The following is a 13,865-nucleotide window of genomic DNA, read 5'->3' on the forward strand; positions in this document are numbered from 1 at the left end:
GGCCTCACGGCGCCCTGTCCCGGACGCCAACCCCGTCGTGACGGCAGCTTTACATCGCCGTCGCCCTGCGCCGCGCACCGCGGCCTCACCCGAAAGGTCCTCCATGGCCACCACCACCACGCCCGGCACCGCCGCGCCGCGGCGCAGGCTGCGGCTGCCGTCGTTCAGCATGCAGATCCTCATCGGCCTCGCCCTCGGGGTGCTCCTGGGCTGGCTCGCCCTGAGCCTCGGCAAGACGCCCGAGGGCGAGGAGAACTGGCTCACCGTCACCCTCAGCACGATCGGCTCCTCGTTCGTCAACCTGCTCAAGGCCGTGGTCGCGCCCCTGGTGTTCACCGCCATCGTCGCCTCGATCGCGAACCTGCGCGGCGTGGCCAACGGCGCCCGCCTCGCCGGGCAGACCCTGCTGTGGTTCGCCATCACGGCGCTGGTCGCCGTGGCGATCGGCATCGGGCTCGGCCTGGTCATGCAGCCGGGCGTGAACTCCGGCGTCGACGCCGCCGAGGCCGGTGCTCCCGGGCGGACCGGCAGCTGGCTGGACTTCCTCCAGGGCCTGATCCCGCTGAACTTCCTCGGCCTGGGCGCCTCCTCGCAGCTCCAGACCGGCGACGACGGCGTCATCAGCGCCGTGACCACCGGCGTGAGCTTCAACGTCCTGCAGATCATCGTCATCGCCCTCGCGGTGGGCATCGCCGCGCTGAAGGTCGGCCAGAAGTCCGAGCCGTTCCTCACCTTCAACCGCTCGCTGCTGGCCGTCATCCAGAAGGTGCTGTGGTGGATCATCCGCCTCGCGCCGCTGGGCACCCTGGGCCTGGTCGGCCGTGCCATCGCCACGTACGGCTGGTCCTCGCTGACCTCCCTGGGCACCTTCGCAATCGCCATCTACGTAGGCCTCGCCCTGGTGGTCTTCGTGGTCTACCCGATCCTGCTCAAGACCCACGGGCTGTCGGTGCTGAGCTACTTCAAGGGCGCCTGGCCGGCCATCGAGCTCGCCTTCGTCTCCCGGTCCTCGATCGGCACCATGCCCGTGACCGAGCGGGTCACCCACCGCAACCTCGGCGTGCCGCGCGGCTACGCCTCCTTCGCGGTGCCGCTGGGCGCTACCACCAAGATGGACGGCTGCGCCGCGATCTACCCGGCCATCGCCGCGATCTTCGTCGCCCAGTTCTTCGGCGTGAGCCTGTCGATCACGGACTACCTGCTCATCGCGTTCGTCTCGGTGGTCGGCTCCGCCGCGACCGCCGGCCTGACCGGCGCGACCGTCATGCTCACCCTGACGCTGTCCACCCTGGGCCTGCCGCTGGAGGGTGTCGGCCTGCTGCTCGCGATCGACCCGATCCTCGACATGGGCCGCACTGCGGTGAACGTGGCCGGCCAGGTGCTCGTGCCGGTCATCGTCGCCAAGCGTGAGGGCATCCTCGACGTCGAGCAGTACCGCTCCGCCAACGCCGAGGACCTCTTCACCGAGGACGAGGACGCCGAGCTCGCGCAGGAGACGGCCGACGCCGCTCCCGCCGGGCAGGAGCCGGAGCTCGCGGCCGCCCGCCGCTGACAGCCCCGGCAGACGGACGGGCCGGTAGCGCGGGACTCCGCGCTACCGGCCCGTCGTCGTCGTGGTGACGAGTCGAGATCGAACTGGATCAGGCCTTGACGGCCAGCACCGGGGCGTCGACCGTGAGCAGGATCCGCTGGGAGTTGCTGCCGAGCACGAGCTTGCCGACGGGGGTGCGCTTGCGCAGGCCGATGATCACGAGGGACGCGTCGACCTCGGTGGCGATCGAGTCGATCTCCTCGGCGGCGTCCTTGCCCCGGACGAGCTGGCGGACCTTGCCCTCCACGCCCGCGTGGGAGAGGAGCCCGCGCACCTCGTCCAAGTCTGTCTCGCTGGCCAGCAGCGGGTCGCGGACGCCGTCGCCCTCGGAGACGTTGAGGACGACGAGGTCCTCCTCGTGCGCCTTCGCCTCGACGATGGCCCGCTCGAGCGCCGCGCGGCCTTCTGGCCTGGTCGTGTATCCCACAACGATGGTCATGACTGCATCATGGCGTGGACCCGCCCACGGCCGCATGGGAAAGAGGTCCTAATTATCCCAAAGTCCGTCCGGATGGCCGTGATGAAGGTCACCTCGTGCCGAGCGCACCCGGTCGACGACGGCGCGCGCCACCTCGTCCGGCCGGGTCTCCGGCAGCCAGTGCCCGGCGTCGAGCGCGACGAACCGGTAGTCGCCGTCGACCAGGGCCGCGGACCCCTCCGCCGCCGATCGACTGAGGGCGAAATCGTGCTCGCCGAAGACGTAGGTCACCGGCACCCGGACACGGCCGGGCAGGGCGGTGGCGTAGAAGGGGATCGCGCGGTACCAGTTCAGGGCGCCGGTGAGGGCCCCGGGTTCGCGCATGCGCCGGGCGTAGCGGGCGGCGTCCGCGGCGGGCAGGCCACGGTCGCGGAGGCCGCGTTGAAGCCCCGCGCGGAGCAGGAGCTCGGGCAGCGCGGGCAGCTGCTCGAACAGGATGTACCAGGACCGGAGCGGCTGGTCCGAGCGGGGCAGAGCGCGGGCGAACGCCCGGGGGTGAGGAGTGGACAGGACCGTCGCCGACGCGACCCGCTCGGGTGCGTCGGCCGCCACCGCCCACGTCACCGCCCCGCCCCAGTCGTGACCGACGAGATGTGCCCGGGCCAGGCCCGCGGCGTCCAGGAGCGCGACGACGTCGGCCGCCACCCAGCTGAGCCGGTACGCCCCACGGCCGGGCGGGCGCGCACCGGGGGAGTAGCCACGCTGGTCCAGCGCCAGCGTGCGCAACCCGACCTGGTGCAGCAACGGGGCCACCTTCCCCCAGCAGCTGGAGTCCTGAGGGAAACCGTGCAGCAGCACGACCGGCTCGCCGTCGTCCGGGCCGTCGTCCCGCACGTCGAACACGAGGCGGCCGCGGCGCAGGGTGGTGAGGCGGTCCATGGCGGCTCAGGGCCGGACGCCCGGTGTGTCACGGGCCACCGGTGGGCCCGGCCGCGGCAGCACCGCGATGAGCAGGCCGACCAGCGCGGTGCCGAGGTGCAGCCAGTTGTCCGCCTGGTTGAGGTGGAGCAGGTCGATGTCCGGGTTGCCCACCGCGAACAGCCCGTAGACGAACACGGCGCCGTAGCCCAGGAACAGCAACCAGCCGTAGATCCGGGCGGTAGCCGACGCGGCCCACAGCAGCACGCCCAGGACGCCGACGACCACGTGGACGATGTTGTGCAGCGGGTTGACGGTGAACCACAGCAGGGTCGGGCCGTCGTGGGCGGTGAGGACCTCGGGATCGGTGAGCCCGTCCAGACCCGTCCGGGCGAACCCCCACAGGCCGACGGCGAGGAACACGGCCCCGACGAGCAGCGCGAGCCACTGGTGCACCCCGCGGGGGCGCCGGACGGTGGGGTTCTCGGCCCTGGCCATGGTCGACCTCCGCGACTCTCCGCCACCAGCGTCCCGCCGGGGCGGTCGAAGCGCATCCGGTACGGGGCGTCCGCGCCCCCATCAGGCACCCGCGAGATGTCATCTCCTCCGCGAGAGGTCATCGCGTCGCGGGAGCTGGGGATGGTCAGCCGCGCCGCAGGAGGTCCTCCCGGGCGATGAGCTCGCGGTCGAGCGTGCGGTACCCCTCCCGCTCGAAGAAGACGGTGATCCGGTCGCCGTCGTGGCGCATCACCACGCCCGGCCCCCACTCGCGGTGCTCGACCGACGCCTGCAGCGGGAACTGGTCGTCCGGGGCCGTGACATCTGGCGGAGAAGATGACATCTCGCGGGTTGTGGACGTGGTCTCGCTGCTCATTGCTGGGGTGGGGGCCGGCCGGCGATCGGTGCCCTCGAGGACGTCCGTGCCCGCGATGACGTCCTCCACGACGCCCGGCCCGCCGTCGTCGTCCATGTCGGGCTCATCCCGTCGGCACACGTCGCAGCTGCCGCAGCCGCCGGGGTGGGGCTCGCCGAAGTAGCCCAGGAGGAACCGCCGTCGGCACTCCAGCGTCTCGGCGTAGCCGCGGACCATCTCCACCCGGGAGCGGTTGACGCGCTCGCGGGAGTCGGTGAGGTCCTCGGCGCGGGCGACGACCCGGCCCGGCGCCTCGTCCCCGACGGCCGCCACTCCGCGGCGCTCACGCCGCACCGCACCGACCTCCTGGAGCAGGTTGACCAGGCCGGCCACCTTCCGCGCGGACAGCCCGGTCCGCTCGCGAAGGTGGGTGAGCGCGGCCGGCCCACCGGCACGGCGTACCGCCGTGAGCAGCGCGCGCAGCGCCGGCTCGTCCACCGAGGTGGTGGCGAAGTACTGACGCAGGCCCAGGTCCTCGGGCCGGTAGTGCAGGACGGCGCGGGCCGCCTCGCCGTCGCGGCCCGCGCGGCCGATCTCCTGGTAGTAGCTGTCCAGGGAGTCCGGGGCGTCGGCGTGGACCACGAACCGGACGTTCGGCTTGTCGATGCCCATGCCGAACGCCGAGGTCGCCACCACGACGTCGACCTCGTCGTCCAGGAAGGCGCGGTGCACCTGCTCACGATCGTCGGCGGACCGCCCGGCGTGGTAGACCGCCGCCCGCAGCCCCCGCTCGGCGAGGGCCGACGCATAGCGCTCGGTGTCCTTGCGGGTGGCCACGTACACCAGTCCTGGCCCAGCCAGGTTCGTGACGCCATCGACGACGGCGCGCCGCTTCGTCGCGTCGTCGGGGTGGCGCAGCACCTCGAGGGTGAGGTTCGGCCGGTCGAAGCCGCGGCTGACGACGAGCGGGTCCCGCAGGCCGAGCCGGTCGACGATCTCGGACTGCACAGGGGTCGACGCCGTGGCGGTCAGCGCGATGACCACCGGCCGGCCGACGCGTTCGACCACGGCGCCCAGCGCCAGGTAGTCCGGCCGGAAGTCGTGGCCCCAGGAGGAGACGCAGTGGGCCTCGTCCACCACGAACAGCGAGGGGCGCAGCACACGGATCCGGTCGGTCACGTCCTCCTTGGCGAGCTGCTCGGGGGAGAGGAACAGGAACTCCGCACCTCCGCTGCCGACCGTGCGCCACGACTCGGCGTTCTCCCGGCGGTCCTGGGCCGAGTTGACGGCGACCGCCTCGACGCCCGAGCCGGCCTCCTCCAGGCCGGCCACCTGGTCCTGCTGGAGAGAGATCAGTGGAGAGACCACGATCGTCGGACCGTCCAGCAGCACCGCCGACACCTGGTAGATCGCCGACTTGCCGTAGCCGGTCGGCATGACCGCGAGGACGTCGCGACCCGCGACGGCCGCCGCCATGGCCTCGCGCTGCCCGGGACGGAGGGCGTCCCAGTCGAAGACGTCGCGGGCGGCGGCTCGTAGGCGGTCCTGGTCCGCGGACCGGCGCCAGGTCGTGGTGGGGCTGTCGGTGGAGGGCACCGGACAACTTTCGGTCCCGGTGGTGGCGTCGGCAACAGGACCAACCTCGAGCGCCCCAGGGCCGTCCGGCAAGCGAGCCCGGCGGCGGTCAGGTCCCCGTGTCGCCCGGCTCTGACGAACCCGTGGGTGTGGCGTCGGCGCCAGTGGCGGCTGCCGCGTCGGCGGCCTCGCGGGCGGCGAGGAGCGCGGTCAGGCCCTGGGAGGCACGGTCGCCGCGACCCTTCCACTTGCCGTACTTGGCCAGCAGCCCGTTGCTCACCAGCAGCAGGCTCTTGACCGGCGGAGCGTACACGCCCGATGAGGTGTGCGGTGCGTAGTGCCCGTCGCCCGCGTCGTCGCACACGAGCCAGCCCGTCAGCACCCGCGTGTGCAGCCCTACCAGCCCGGGCCGGAACCCGTGCGCGAGGAGCCCGGCGCGCCGTCGCCCCGGCGGCAGCGGCCCGCGCAGGTGCAACCCACCGCCGTCGCGCCCGGCCACCGTGACGGGTACGACCACCGGCAGCCGGTCCGCCCCGCGGTACGCGAGCACGACGTGCGGCAGCGCCGTCACGAGCCGGAAGGTGCGGGCGATCTCCACCCGCGGCCCGACCCCGTCCTTGGGCGGCCGTTGCGACGGCGGTGGGCCCGGCCAGGGCGGGCCGACCACCACCGGCTCGTCGACCGCCGTCGGGTCGTTGACCGCCGTCGGGTCGTTGAGCACCGTGGGGCCCGGCCAGGTGGCCACCCGGCTCACCGCGACGTCGACGACGACGCGGTCGGCGTAGTACTCGCGCAGCAGCCGGTCCCACACCGGGCCCCGGCGGAGCGGGCCGAGGAACCGTTCGGCGTGCGCCGTCACCTCTGCCACCCGGGCTGGCGTGACGCGCAGCTGGACCGTCGAGCGGCCCTGCACCAGGACGTGCCCGGGTGCACGGGCGAAGCCGTGCTCGCGGGTGTGGAACGCCAGTGCCGTGGACGTGTCGCGCACCAGTCGCTCGAGCTTGCGGCCGAAGCCGAGCGAGGTGGTGAAGGAGACGGTGCCGCGCCCGCGGTCCACCAGCCCGCACGGCGCCACGGTGGTGGCGACGGCGCCGCCGGCCGGGGTGACGTAGGCGAGGGCGGCCACGAGGTCGCCGCGCAGGATCTCGTCGACGGCGTCGGGCCACGGCACCGGCCCGCCGGTGCCGTCGTCAGCAAACAACACCGGCACGTCAGTGCCGTCGGCGCAGCTGCTGCGGGCCGTTGTGCCGTTCGGTGGCGGTCTGCAGCGGCCGGACGAGGTCCACGATCAACGGGGACACGGAGATCCCGAGCTCGTCGTTGAGGCGCTCGCGGAACGTCCGGTAGACGCGCACGGCCTCGACGTGGTTGCCGTCGCGCAGGTGCACCCGGATGAGGGCGCGGTGCGCGCTCTCGCGCAGCGGCTCCAGCGAGACGGCGCCCATGGCCGCCTGGAGGGCGCCGTCGAGCTGGTCGCGCTCGAGCAGCCGGTCGGCCAGGTTCTCCAGCGCCCGCAGCCGCAGCTGGTGCAGCTGCTCGCGCTCCTCCAGCGCCCAGTCGTCGTACCAGCCGGGCAGCAGGGTGCCGCGCCGGAGCACTTGCAGCGCGTGCGCGGTGTCCGGTGGTTCCTCGTCGGCGGTCAGCCGGTGAGCGAGGGTGCGCAGCTCGTGGACGTCCACCTGCACGTCGGAGGCCAGCGTCATCATCCCCGGGGACTCCTGGAGCACGCCGACGAGCAGGTGCTGGATGCGCCACACCGCCGCCCGCAGGTTGCCGTGGGCGCGGGACTCGTCGCTCTCCGGCCACAGCAGTCCGGCCAGGTGGGAGCGCGGCCGTTCCCCCTGCAGCGCCAGCAGGCTGATCAGCCGGCGCTCGCGGTAGGCCACCACCACGGCCGCGTCGTCGCACCTGAGCTGCCAGCCGTCGAACAACCTCAGGGACCAGCGTGGGCCGTGCCCGGAGATCGCGATCGCCTCGGAGTCCATGTCGGTTGAGTCCCCCTCGACCCGACTAGCAAGGACGCCTGCCGGAATCCCTCCCTGGCGGCGTGCCGTCGTCGTCACCCGTCGTACGCATCACGATCCTCACCAGTCACGCTGGCGTCAAGGGTGAAAAGCGGCTTCAGGCGGTGCAGACGACGGCTGCGTGCCCGGGCCGCCCCGCCGCGGGCCGTCGCCGATCACGTTCCGATCACGCCCCAGTAACACGAGACCGGGCTCACTGGGCACGTCCGATCAGGCTCGAGACGCAGAGGGGGGGTGACAACCATGCGCGATCTGTCCTTCAGCGAGATCGACGGCCAGGCCACGGAGCTGCTTCCCACGAAGGAGACGCTGTTCTTCTTCAAGGTCAACTACGCGGACGTCTACGCGACCAACTCGGCCACAGCCCTGCAGGCGTACACCTGGGGTTCGCTGAACGTTGCGAATGCCGAGCAGTACGTCCAGGTGAACCAGTACTGACCGGCTCACACGGCATGACTGTCCTGCGAAAGGTGAGTGGTCATGGCAGATCACCGAACACTGATGGAGTCCGAGCTCGATGCACAGGCGCTAGAGGTGCTGCCACCGCGGGAGACCCTCTGGCTGAACCTCAACATCAACATCGCGCCGGTCATCGCCATCAACAACGCGGTGGCGATCCAGATGTTCACCATCGACTCGGTGAACATCGCGAACGCCCAGCAGTGGGTCAGCGTCGCCCAAGGGTAGGCGCCACGTCAGTTCGCCCGGTGGGCACACCATGCGCGCTGGTGTGCCCACCGGGCACCACACTGCCGGACCGAGGGGGAATCCGATGACGCTGCAGCTTCGCCAGCACGCCGACACCGCCGCGCCGCCCCCGAACCCGGCTTCCACCCCGCCCGAGGCGTCGGCTACCCCGCTGGGGGAGTCCCCCACTCGCACCGACGGCTCCGAGGCACCCGCCGCACCATCAGGGATCGTCGCTCCGACGCCGCCCACCGCACCACGGCGGTGGCGGTGCAGCGCCGGGGTCGAGTCGCTCGGTCAGGTCCAGGGCTCGGGGCTGACCACCGCCGCCTACCTCGTCCGACGCGCGGACGGGCAGGTGGTGCAGGTCTCCGAGCTCATCCACCTCGTCCTCGTCAGCCTCACCGGCGAGCGTACGTCCGCCGAGGCGGCCGACGTCGTCACCAAGGCCTTCGGCCGCCGGCTCACCCCCGAGGGCCTGGACCACCTGGTCACGACCAAGCTGCAGCCGGTGGGGCTCGTCACCGACGCCGATGCCCCTGCGCCGGTGCAGGGGGCCCCGCGTGCCAGGCCGCTGCTGGCGCTCAGCCTGAAAGTGACCTTGCTGCCCGCGCGCGTGGTCCGGCGCCTGGCCGCGATGCTCGCCCCCACCTTCTGGCCGCCGGTGATGGTGCTGGCCCTCGCCGGGCTCGTGGTCATGGACATCGCGCTTCTCGTGCGCACCGACGCGCTCGCGGCCCTGGCCACCACGCTGGCCACGCCCTCGATGCTCATCGCGCTGTACGGCCTGGTTGCCGCCGGCATCCTGGTCCACGAGCTCGGGCACGCGACCGCCTGCCACTACGGCGGTGCGTCCCCCGGGGCGATCGGCGCCGGCGTCTACCTCGTGTTTCCGGCGTTCTTCACCGACGTCACCGACTCCTACCGCCTGGACCGCGCCGGCCGGCTGCGCACCGACCTCGGCGGTCTGTACTTCAACGTCTGGGGACTGCTCGCGGCCGGGGTGGGCTATCTGCTCGGCGGCCCCGAGCTGCTCGTCATCTACGTGCTCCTCACCCACTTCCAGATGGTCCAGCAGCTCGTGCCCACCCTGCGCTTCGACGGCTACTTCGTCCTCGCGGACCTGGCCGGCGTCCCCGACCTGTTCTCCCGCGTGGGCCCGGTGGTGCGCAGCCTGCTTCCCGGCCGGGCGGTGCACCCGCGGGTCGCGGAGCTGCGGCCCGCCTCCCGCCGGATCGTGACCGCCTGGGTCGTCACAGTGGTGCCCACGCTCGCGCTCGCGCTGGGCTGGCTCCTCGTGAACCTCCCGGCCATCCTCACGGTCGCGGTGGGCGCCGCCCGGGTTCACGTCGCCACGGCGGCGGCCGCCGTCGCCGACCGGGCGCCACTGCCGTTCCTCGGTGCCGTGTTCGCCCTGGCGGTCATCCTCCTCCCCGCCGTGGGCGCCGTCCTCGTGCTTCAACGCCTGCTCATGCTCCTCATCCGGCAGCTGCGCCGCGCCACCGCGGGGTCCGGCCCCCGCCGCAGCCGCGGTGGCGCCGTGGCCCGACATGCGACCACCAGGAGGTCGACCATGCTCGATCAGTCCCGCCCGCTCAGCCCGGACGCCGATGTCGCCCGGTCCAGGCAGAACCCCGTCGCCCACCCCCCACCGGTCCCGGCTCACGACCGGCAGCAACCCTGGTCGGGGTGGCGCCTCATCACCAACCCGCGGACGACGACTGGGGTCGTGTCGCCGGCGACCGCGGCTCCGTCGTCGCCTCCGGTGATCGACGCGCCTGCGGCCGACACTGCGCCGTCGGCCGCACCTGCCCGAGCAGCGGCCCCGCCGTCAGTGGCGGTCGCCGCCCCGCCGCCGCCACCGCCCCCGGAGCCGGCACCGCCACGCCCGGAGCCGGCACCGCCACGCCCGCCCGCGCCGCCACGCCCGGAGCCGGCACCGCCACGCCCGCCCGCGCCGGCCCGCACGGCACCCGCCGGGCGCATGCCCGGCGCCGAGGAGCCGGTGCCGCTGACCGCCGCGGCGTTCACCGACGAGGCGATGTTCAGCACCGACCGCGACGCGGCCACGCTCGGCTGGCAGCACGCGCTGCACGTCCTCACCGGCGGGCGGGTCAGCCCCCGGCCGGGGGCGGCCGAGCTGCGCTACCGGGCCCTGCTCGAGCAGATGCGCACACCCATCGTCGGGTCGCGCCGGGTGGTGGTCATGAGCCGCAAGGGCGGCGTGGGCAAGACGACGATCACGCTCGCCCTGGGCAGCACCTTCGCCGTCGAGCGCGGTGACCGCGTCATCGCCGTCGACGCCAACCCCGACGCCGGCAACCTCGCGCACCGGCTCGCCCGTGGTCACACCCGGCCCAACGCCCGCACGATCACGGACGTGCTGAGCGACCTGGAGCGCATCCACACCTACGCCGATCTGCAGGCCTACACCTCGCAGGCACCGGAGTCCCGGCTGGAGGTGCTGGCATCCGACGACGACCCGCGGATCACCCTCGCCTTGACCCGGGCGTCGTATCACCGGGTCCTGAGCCTGCTCGACGCCTTCTACAACCTCATCGTGCTCGACACCGGCACCGGGATCCTCGACAGCGCCAACCAGGGCCTCATCGCCGATGCCGACCAGCTCGTCCTCGTGCTCAAGCCGGCGCTCGACGGCGCGCGGGCGGCGGCCCTGACCCTCGACTGGCTGGAGCAGCACGGGCACGGGCAGCTGGTGGAGAGCGCCGTCGTCGTGATCAACGGGGTGCGGCGCGGCGTCGGGGTGCCGCTGGACAAGGTCGAGGCCCACTTCACCAAGCGGTGCGCCCACGTGGCGACGGTGCCGTGGGACGAGGCCCTGGAGAAGGGCGCCCAGACCGACGTCGCTCAGCTGCGCCGTCAGACCCGGTACGCGCTCCAGCAGGTGGCGGCCGCCGTCGCCGGGAACTTCGTGGAGGCGCGGGGGAACCGCTGAGGGACTTACGTCACTTGAACCGACGGGCGGAGGGTAAGAGGCTGGAGGGACGGCGGGCGGCCCGGTGGCCGCCGGCACCCGCACCGCCGGGAACTGGGGGGGTGAGCGGCGATGGATGCACTGGTCGTGTACGAGTCGATGTTCGGCAACACCAAGGCAGTGGCGGAGGCGGTCGCCGAGGGGCTGACCGCGGGGGCGACGCGGGCCCAGGTGTGCGAGGTGGGTGAGGCGCCCGCCCTGGAGGATCTGCATGTCGACCTCCTCGTCGTGGGGGCACCCACCCAGGCCTTCGGCCTCAGCCGGCCGCAGACCCGCGCCGACGCCGCCGCCCGCGGGGGCGGGTCGGTGATCTCCGCCGGCAAGGGAGTCCGCGAGTGGCTCGGCGCGGCCGACCACGCGCCAGGCGGACTCCGCGTGGCCGCGTTCGACACGCACGTGAAGACCCCGATGATCCCGGGGTGGGCGTCGCACTCCGAGGAGAAGCGGTTGCGCCGCCTCGGTGCGAAGGTGGTGGGCAAGTCCCGCAGCTTCTACGTCCAGGGGTACACCGGCCCGCTGCTCGACGGCGAGCTGGACCGGGCGCGCAGGTGGGGCGAGGAGCTGGCGGCCACCGTGGGCGGGGCGCTGGTGGGCTGACGCTTCTGGCCCGGTGCCTGGGGCCGGGCTCCGCGTTTCGGAGCCCGCTCTCGCGCCCGCTACCCTGGTAGGCGGTCCCCGCCCTCGTAGCTCAGGGGATAGAGCACCGCTCTCCTAAAGCGGGTGTCGGCAGTTCGAATCTGCCCGAGGGCACCGCCCCGGCTGCCCCGGCTCGCGCCAACCCGACGCCGCGGGCTCGACCTGCGCGGACCGTTACAGGATGTGGTCGAGGAGCCTTGCCGCGTCCTCCCGGACGTCACGGCCCTCGCTGAGCGCACTGACGGCGGCGCCATCGACCACGGCGATGACCAGCTCGGGCGGGCGGGTGCACTCCACGCGCCGCAATACCCTGGCGACCGCGCCGTTGAGCCGGTCGCGGCCGGTGCGGTACGACGTGCTGACCGGAGCCGCACCACCTGCGGCGATCAGCTGGAGGTAGTGCCCGAGCAGCTCGCTGCCCTCGGGCAGGCAGGCGCGCAGCACCAACGCCGTGATGGCGTCGCGCTCGGTCGGTGCCGGCTCGGTCTCGGCCGCCTCGGCGACCGCCTCCGCACGGGAAGCCCACAGCCCGATGTTGATGCGGCCGGCCTCGGCGAGGAGCTCGTCCAGGCTCTCGAAGTAGTACGTCGTCAGGGACAACGAGCACCCCACACGTCGGGCGACCGTGCGGTGCGAGACGCCGGCCGGGCCCTCCTCGCGCAGGATGGCCGCCGCGACCTCGGCGATCTCCGTCCGGCGCCTGCCGCCCCTGTCGGTGGCGCGCCTGGCCTCGGGCGCTGTGCGTCCCGTGACCGTCGCCGTCCGTCCCGCCGTACTCATCCTGACTCCTCGTCATGGGCAGCACCCGGGAGCGCTGCCGTGCCTGCTCGACTGCTCGTTACCGGCCGGGCCCGTCGTGGGCCGACCCCCGCCAGACTACGGAAGTACCGCGCGATGATCCCGCCGGCCACCTCTGAGCGGGTGATCGCCAGGACGGTGTCGTTCCCCGCCACGGTAGCGACGATCGGCGCGATCATCGCGTCGTCGATCACGGCGGCGACCATGGGCGCGGCGCCGCGCAGCGTCTTCAGGACCACGAGGTTCTCGGCCTCGCGGACCGTGAAGACGAGCTCCTGGAGCGCACCGACGAGCGGTTCGGGTGTCTCGTCCTGCTGCTCGGCTGGGGGTGCCCCGGCGCGGACCGACGAGAGCCGCGGCGCCGTGCCGAGCCGGGAGACGGGGCCGAGCCGGGACGCGGGCCTTTGCTGCGGGGCAGGGCTGCTCACATCGCACCGTCCGGCAGGATCATCGTGCCCGTGTCGCCGTCGGTGAAGATCTCCAGCAGCATCGAGTGCTCGCGCCGACCATCGATCACGTGCGCCTGCGGGACGCCGCCGCGGACCGCGCGCAGGCAGGCCTCCATCTTGGGCACCATGCCGGACTCCAACCGGGGCAGCAGCTCGGCCAGCTCGGACGCCGACATGCGACGCACGAGGGGGTGACGGTGCGGCCACCGGGGGTAGAGCCCCTCCACGTCGGTCAGGACCACGAGCTTGCGGGCGTGCAGGGCGACGGCGAGCGCGGCGGCGGCCGTGTCGGCGTTGACGTTGAGGACACGGCCCGGGTCAGCGACGTCGGGCGCCACGGTCGAGATCACCGGGATCCGGTCCGCCGCGAGCAGGTCCTCGACCGCCTGCGGGTTGACGGTCACCACGTCACCGACCATGCCGACGTCGACCTCCTCGCCGTCGACCACCGCACGCCGCCGTCGGGCCCGGAACAGGCCGCCGTCCTCCCCCGAGATCCCGACGGCGTGCGCGACCTGGGTGTTGAGCTGGCCGACGAGGTCGCGCTGCACCTGTCCCGTGAGGACCATGCGGACCACGTCCATCACCTCCGGCGTGGTCACCCGCAGCCCGCCGCGGAACTCCGTGGCGATGCCGAGCCGGTCGAGCATCCGGGAGATCTGCGGGCCGCCGCCGTGCACGACCACCGGGTGCAGACCGACCCGGTGGAGGAAGAGGACGTCCTGGGCGAAGGCCCGCTGCAGGGCGGGGTCGACCATGGCGTGCCCGCCGTACTTGATGACGACCCGCCCGCCCGCGAAGCGCTCGAGCCAGGGCAGGGCCTGGATGAGGACCTCCGCCTTCTGGTGGGGGAGAAGGTCGCGCTCGGTGCTGAACGCGGCGGCCGGCCGCTCCAGGGAGATGGTGCTCATGGAAGGAGGT

At 73.1% G+C, this 13,865-nt stretch carries 14 protein-coding genes and 1 tRNA gene; 6 read left to right on the plus strand and 9 right to left on the minus strand.

The features are described from left to right. Window positions 1–103 precede the first annotated feature (103 nt). Entirely contained in the window at window positions 104–1,552 is a 1,449-nt protein-coding gene (locus FE374_RS03035; protein ID WP_139927184.1) for a dicarboxylate/amino acid:cation symporter, read from the plus strand. A gap of 88 nt (window positions 1,553–1,640) precedes the next feature. Here the strand turns inward: FE374_RS03035 and FE374_RS03040 are convergent, their stop codons facing one another. The 6 genes from FE374_RS03040 to FE374_RS03065 form a co-directional block, all read right to left on the minus strand. Continuing rightward, window positions 1,641–2,030 (minus strand): universal stress protein, encoded by a 390-nt coding sequence (locus FE374_RS03040; RefSeq protein ID WP_139927185.1) that lies wholly within the window; start codon window positions 2,028–2,030, stop codon window positions 1,641–1,643. 48 nt (window positions 2,031–2,078) lie between these two features. Then, window positions 2,079–2,948 (minus strand): alpha/beta fold hydrolase, encoded by an 870-nt coding sequence (locus FE374_RS03045; RefSeq protein WP_139927186.1) that lies wholly within the window; start codon window positions 2,946–2,948, stop codon window positions 2,079–2,081. A 6-nt stretch (window positions 2,949–2,954) separates the two neighbouring features. Then, entirely contained in the window at window positions 2,955–3,425 is a 471-nt protein-coding gene (locus FE374_RS03050; RefSeq protein WP_139927187.1) for a DUF4383 domain-containing protein, read from the minus strand. Window positions 3,426–3,570: 145 nt separating this feature from the next. After that, complete coding sequence (locus FE374_RS03055; protein ID WP_230978437.1) at window positions 3,571–5,376, minus strand: RecQ family ATP-dependent DNA helicase; 1,806 nt, start codon at window positions 5,374–5,376, stop codon at window positions 3,571–3,573. Window positions 5,377–5,464: 88 nt separating this feature from the next. Next, entirely contained in the window at window positions 5,465–6,556 is a 1,092-nt protein-coding gene (locus tag FE374_RS03060) for a hypothetical protein (protein ID WP_179957344.1), read from the minus strand. Between the two features lie 10 nt (window positions 6,557–6,566). Next, on the minus strand, window positions 6,567–7,340 hold the full coding sequence (locus tag FE374_RS03065) for an AfsR/SARP family transcriptional regulator (protein ID WP_139927188.1): 774 nt from the start codon (window positions 7,338–7,340) through the stop codon (window positions 6,567–6,569). A gap of 282 nt (window positions 7,341–7,622) precedes the next feature. Between FE374_RS03065 and FE374_RS03070 the strand changes: the two genes are divergently transcribed. The 5 genes from FE374_RS03070 (at window position 7,623) to FE374_RS03090 (ending at window position 11,811) form a co-directional block, all read left to right on the plus strand. Continuing rightward, window positions 7,623–7,817: a hypothetical protein gene (locus FE374_RS03070; protein WP_139927189.1), complete on the plus strand. Its 195-nt coding sequence runs from the start codon at window positions 7,623–7,625 to the stop codon at window positions 7,815–7,817. A gap of 42 nt (window positions 7,818–7,859) precedes the next feature. Continuing rightward, the gene (locus FE374_RS03075) at window positions 7,860–8,066 is read left to right on the plus strand and encodes a hypothetical protein (protein ID WP_139927190.1); all 207 of its coding nucleotides are present in this window, start codon (window positions 7,860–7,862) and stop codon (window positions 8,064–8,066) included. A gap of 85 nt (window positions 8,067–8,151) precedes the next feature. Then, window positions 8,152–11,022, plus strand: a complete 2,871-nt coding sequence (locus FE374_RS20025) for a MinD/ParA family ATP-binding protein (RefSeq protein ID WP_139927191.1) — start codon at window positions 8,152–8,154, stop codon at window positions 11,020–11,022. A gap of 111 nt (window positions 11,023–11,133) precedes the next feature. Further along, window positions 11,134–11,658, plus strand: a complete 525-nt coding sequence (locus FE374_RS03085) for a flavodoxin family protein (protein WP_139927192.1) — start codon at window positions 11,134–11,136, stop codon at window positions 11,656–11,658. An 80-nt stretch (window positions 11,659–11,738) separates the two neighbouring features. Continuing rightward, window positions 11,739–11,811, plus strand: a tRNA-Arg gene (locus tag FE374_RS03090). Window positions 11,812–11,871: 60 nt separating this feature from the next. Here FE374_RS03090 and FE374_RS03095 read toward each other — a convergent pair. From FE374_RS03095 to argB, 3 genes are read right to left on the minus strand one after another with little or no spacing between them, the layout of a single operon-like run. Next, the gene (locus tag FE374_RS03095; RefSeq protein WP_139927193.1) at window positions 11,872–12,477 is read right to left on the minus strand and encodes a TetR/AcrR family transcriptional regulator; all 606 of its coding nucleotides are present in this window, start codon (window positions 12,475–12,477) and stop codon (window positions 11,872–11,874) included. Beyond that, on the minus strand, window positions 12,474–12,923 hold the full coding sequence (locus FE374_RS03100; protein WP_139927194.1) for an arginine repressor: 450 nt from the start codon (window positions 12,921–12,923) through the stop codon (window positions 12,474–12,476). The genes FE374_RS03095 and FE374_RS03100 overlap by 4 nt, the downstream gene beginning before the upstream one ends. Next, window positions 12,920–13,855 (minus strand): acetylglutamate kinase, encoded by a 936-nt coding sequence (argB, locus tag FE374_RS03105; protein WP_139927195.1) that lies wholly within the window; start codon window positions 13,853–13,855, stop codon window positions 12,920–12,922. The genes FE374_RS03100 and argB overlap by 4 nt, the downstream gene beginning before the upstream one ends. Window positions 13,856–13,865: the final 10 nt, after the last annotated feature.

It is taken from the genome of Georgenia yuyongxinii, from assembly GCF_006352065.1.
Taxonomy (GTDB): domain Bacteria; phylum Actinomycetota; class Actinomycetes; order Actinomycetales; family Actinomycetaceae; genus Georgenia; species Georgenia yuyongxinii.

Coding starts and splice junctions, on each gene's coding strand:
- FE374_RS03035 (WP_139927184.1), top strand. CDS start 104: ATGGCCACCACCACCACGCCCGGCACCGCCGCGCCGCGGCGCAGGCTG.
- FE374_RS03040 (WP_139927185.1), bottom strand. CDS start 2,030: ATGACCATCGTTGTGGGATACACGACCAGGCCAGAAGGCCGCGCGGCG.
- FE374_RS03045 (WP_139927186.1), bottom strand. CDS start 2,948: ATGGACCGCCTCACCACCCTGCGCCGCGGCCGCCTCGTGTTCGACGTG.
- FE374_RS03050 (WP_139927187.1), bottom strand. CDS start 3,425: ATGGCCAGGGCCGAGAACCCCACCGTCCGGCGCCCCCGCGGGGTGCAC.
- FE374_RS03065 (WP_139927188.1), bottom strand. CDS start 7,340: ATGGACTCCGAGGCGATCGCGATCTCCGGGCACGGCCCACGCTGGTCC.
- FE374_RS03070 (WP_139927189.1), top strand. CDS start 7,623: ATGCGCGATCTGTCCTTCAGCGAGATCGACGGCCAGGCCACGGAGCTG.
- FE374_RS03075 (WP_139927190.1), top strand. CDS start 7,860: ATGGCAGATCACCGAACACTGATGGAGTCCGAGCTCGATGCACAGGCG.
- FE374_RS20025 (WP_139927191.1), top strand. CDS start 8,152: ATGACGCTGCAGCTTCGCCAGCACGCCGACACCGCCGCGCCGCCCCCG.
- FE374_RS03085 (WP_139927192.1), top strand. CDS start 11,134: ATGGATGCACTGGTCGTGTACGAGTCGATGTTCGGCAACACCAAGGCA.
- FE374_RS03095 (WP_139927193.1), bottom strand. CDS start 12,477: ATGAGTACGGCGGGACGGACGGCGACGGTCACGGGACGCACAGCGCCC.
- argB (WP_139927195.1), bottom strand. CDS start 13,855: ATGAGCACCATCTCCCTGGAGCGGCCGGCCGCCGCGTTCAGCACCGAG.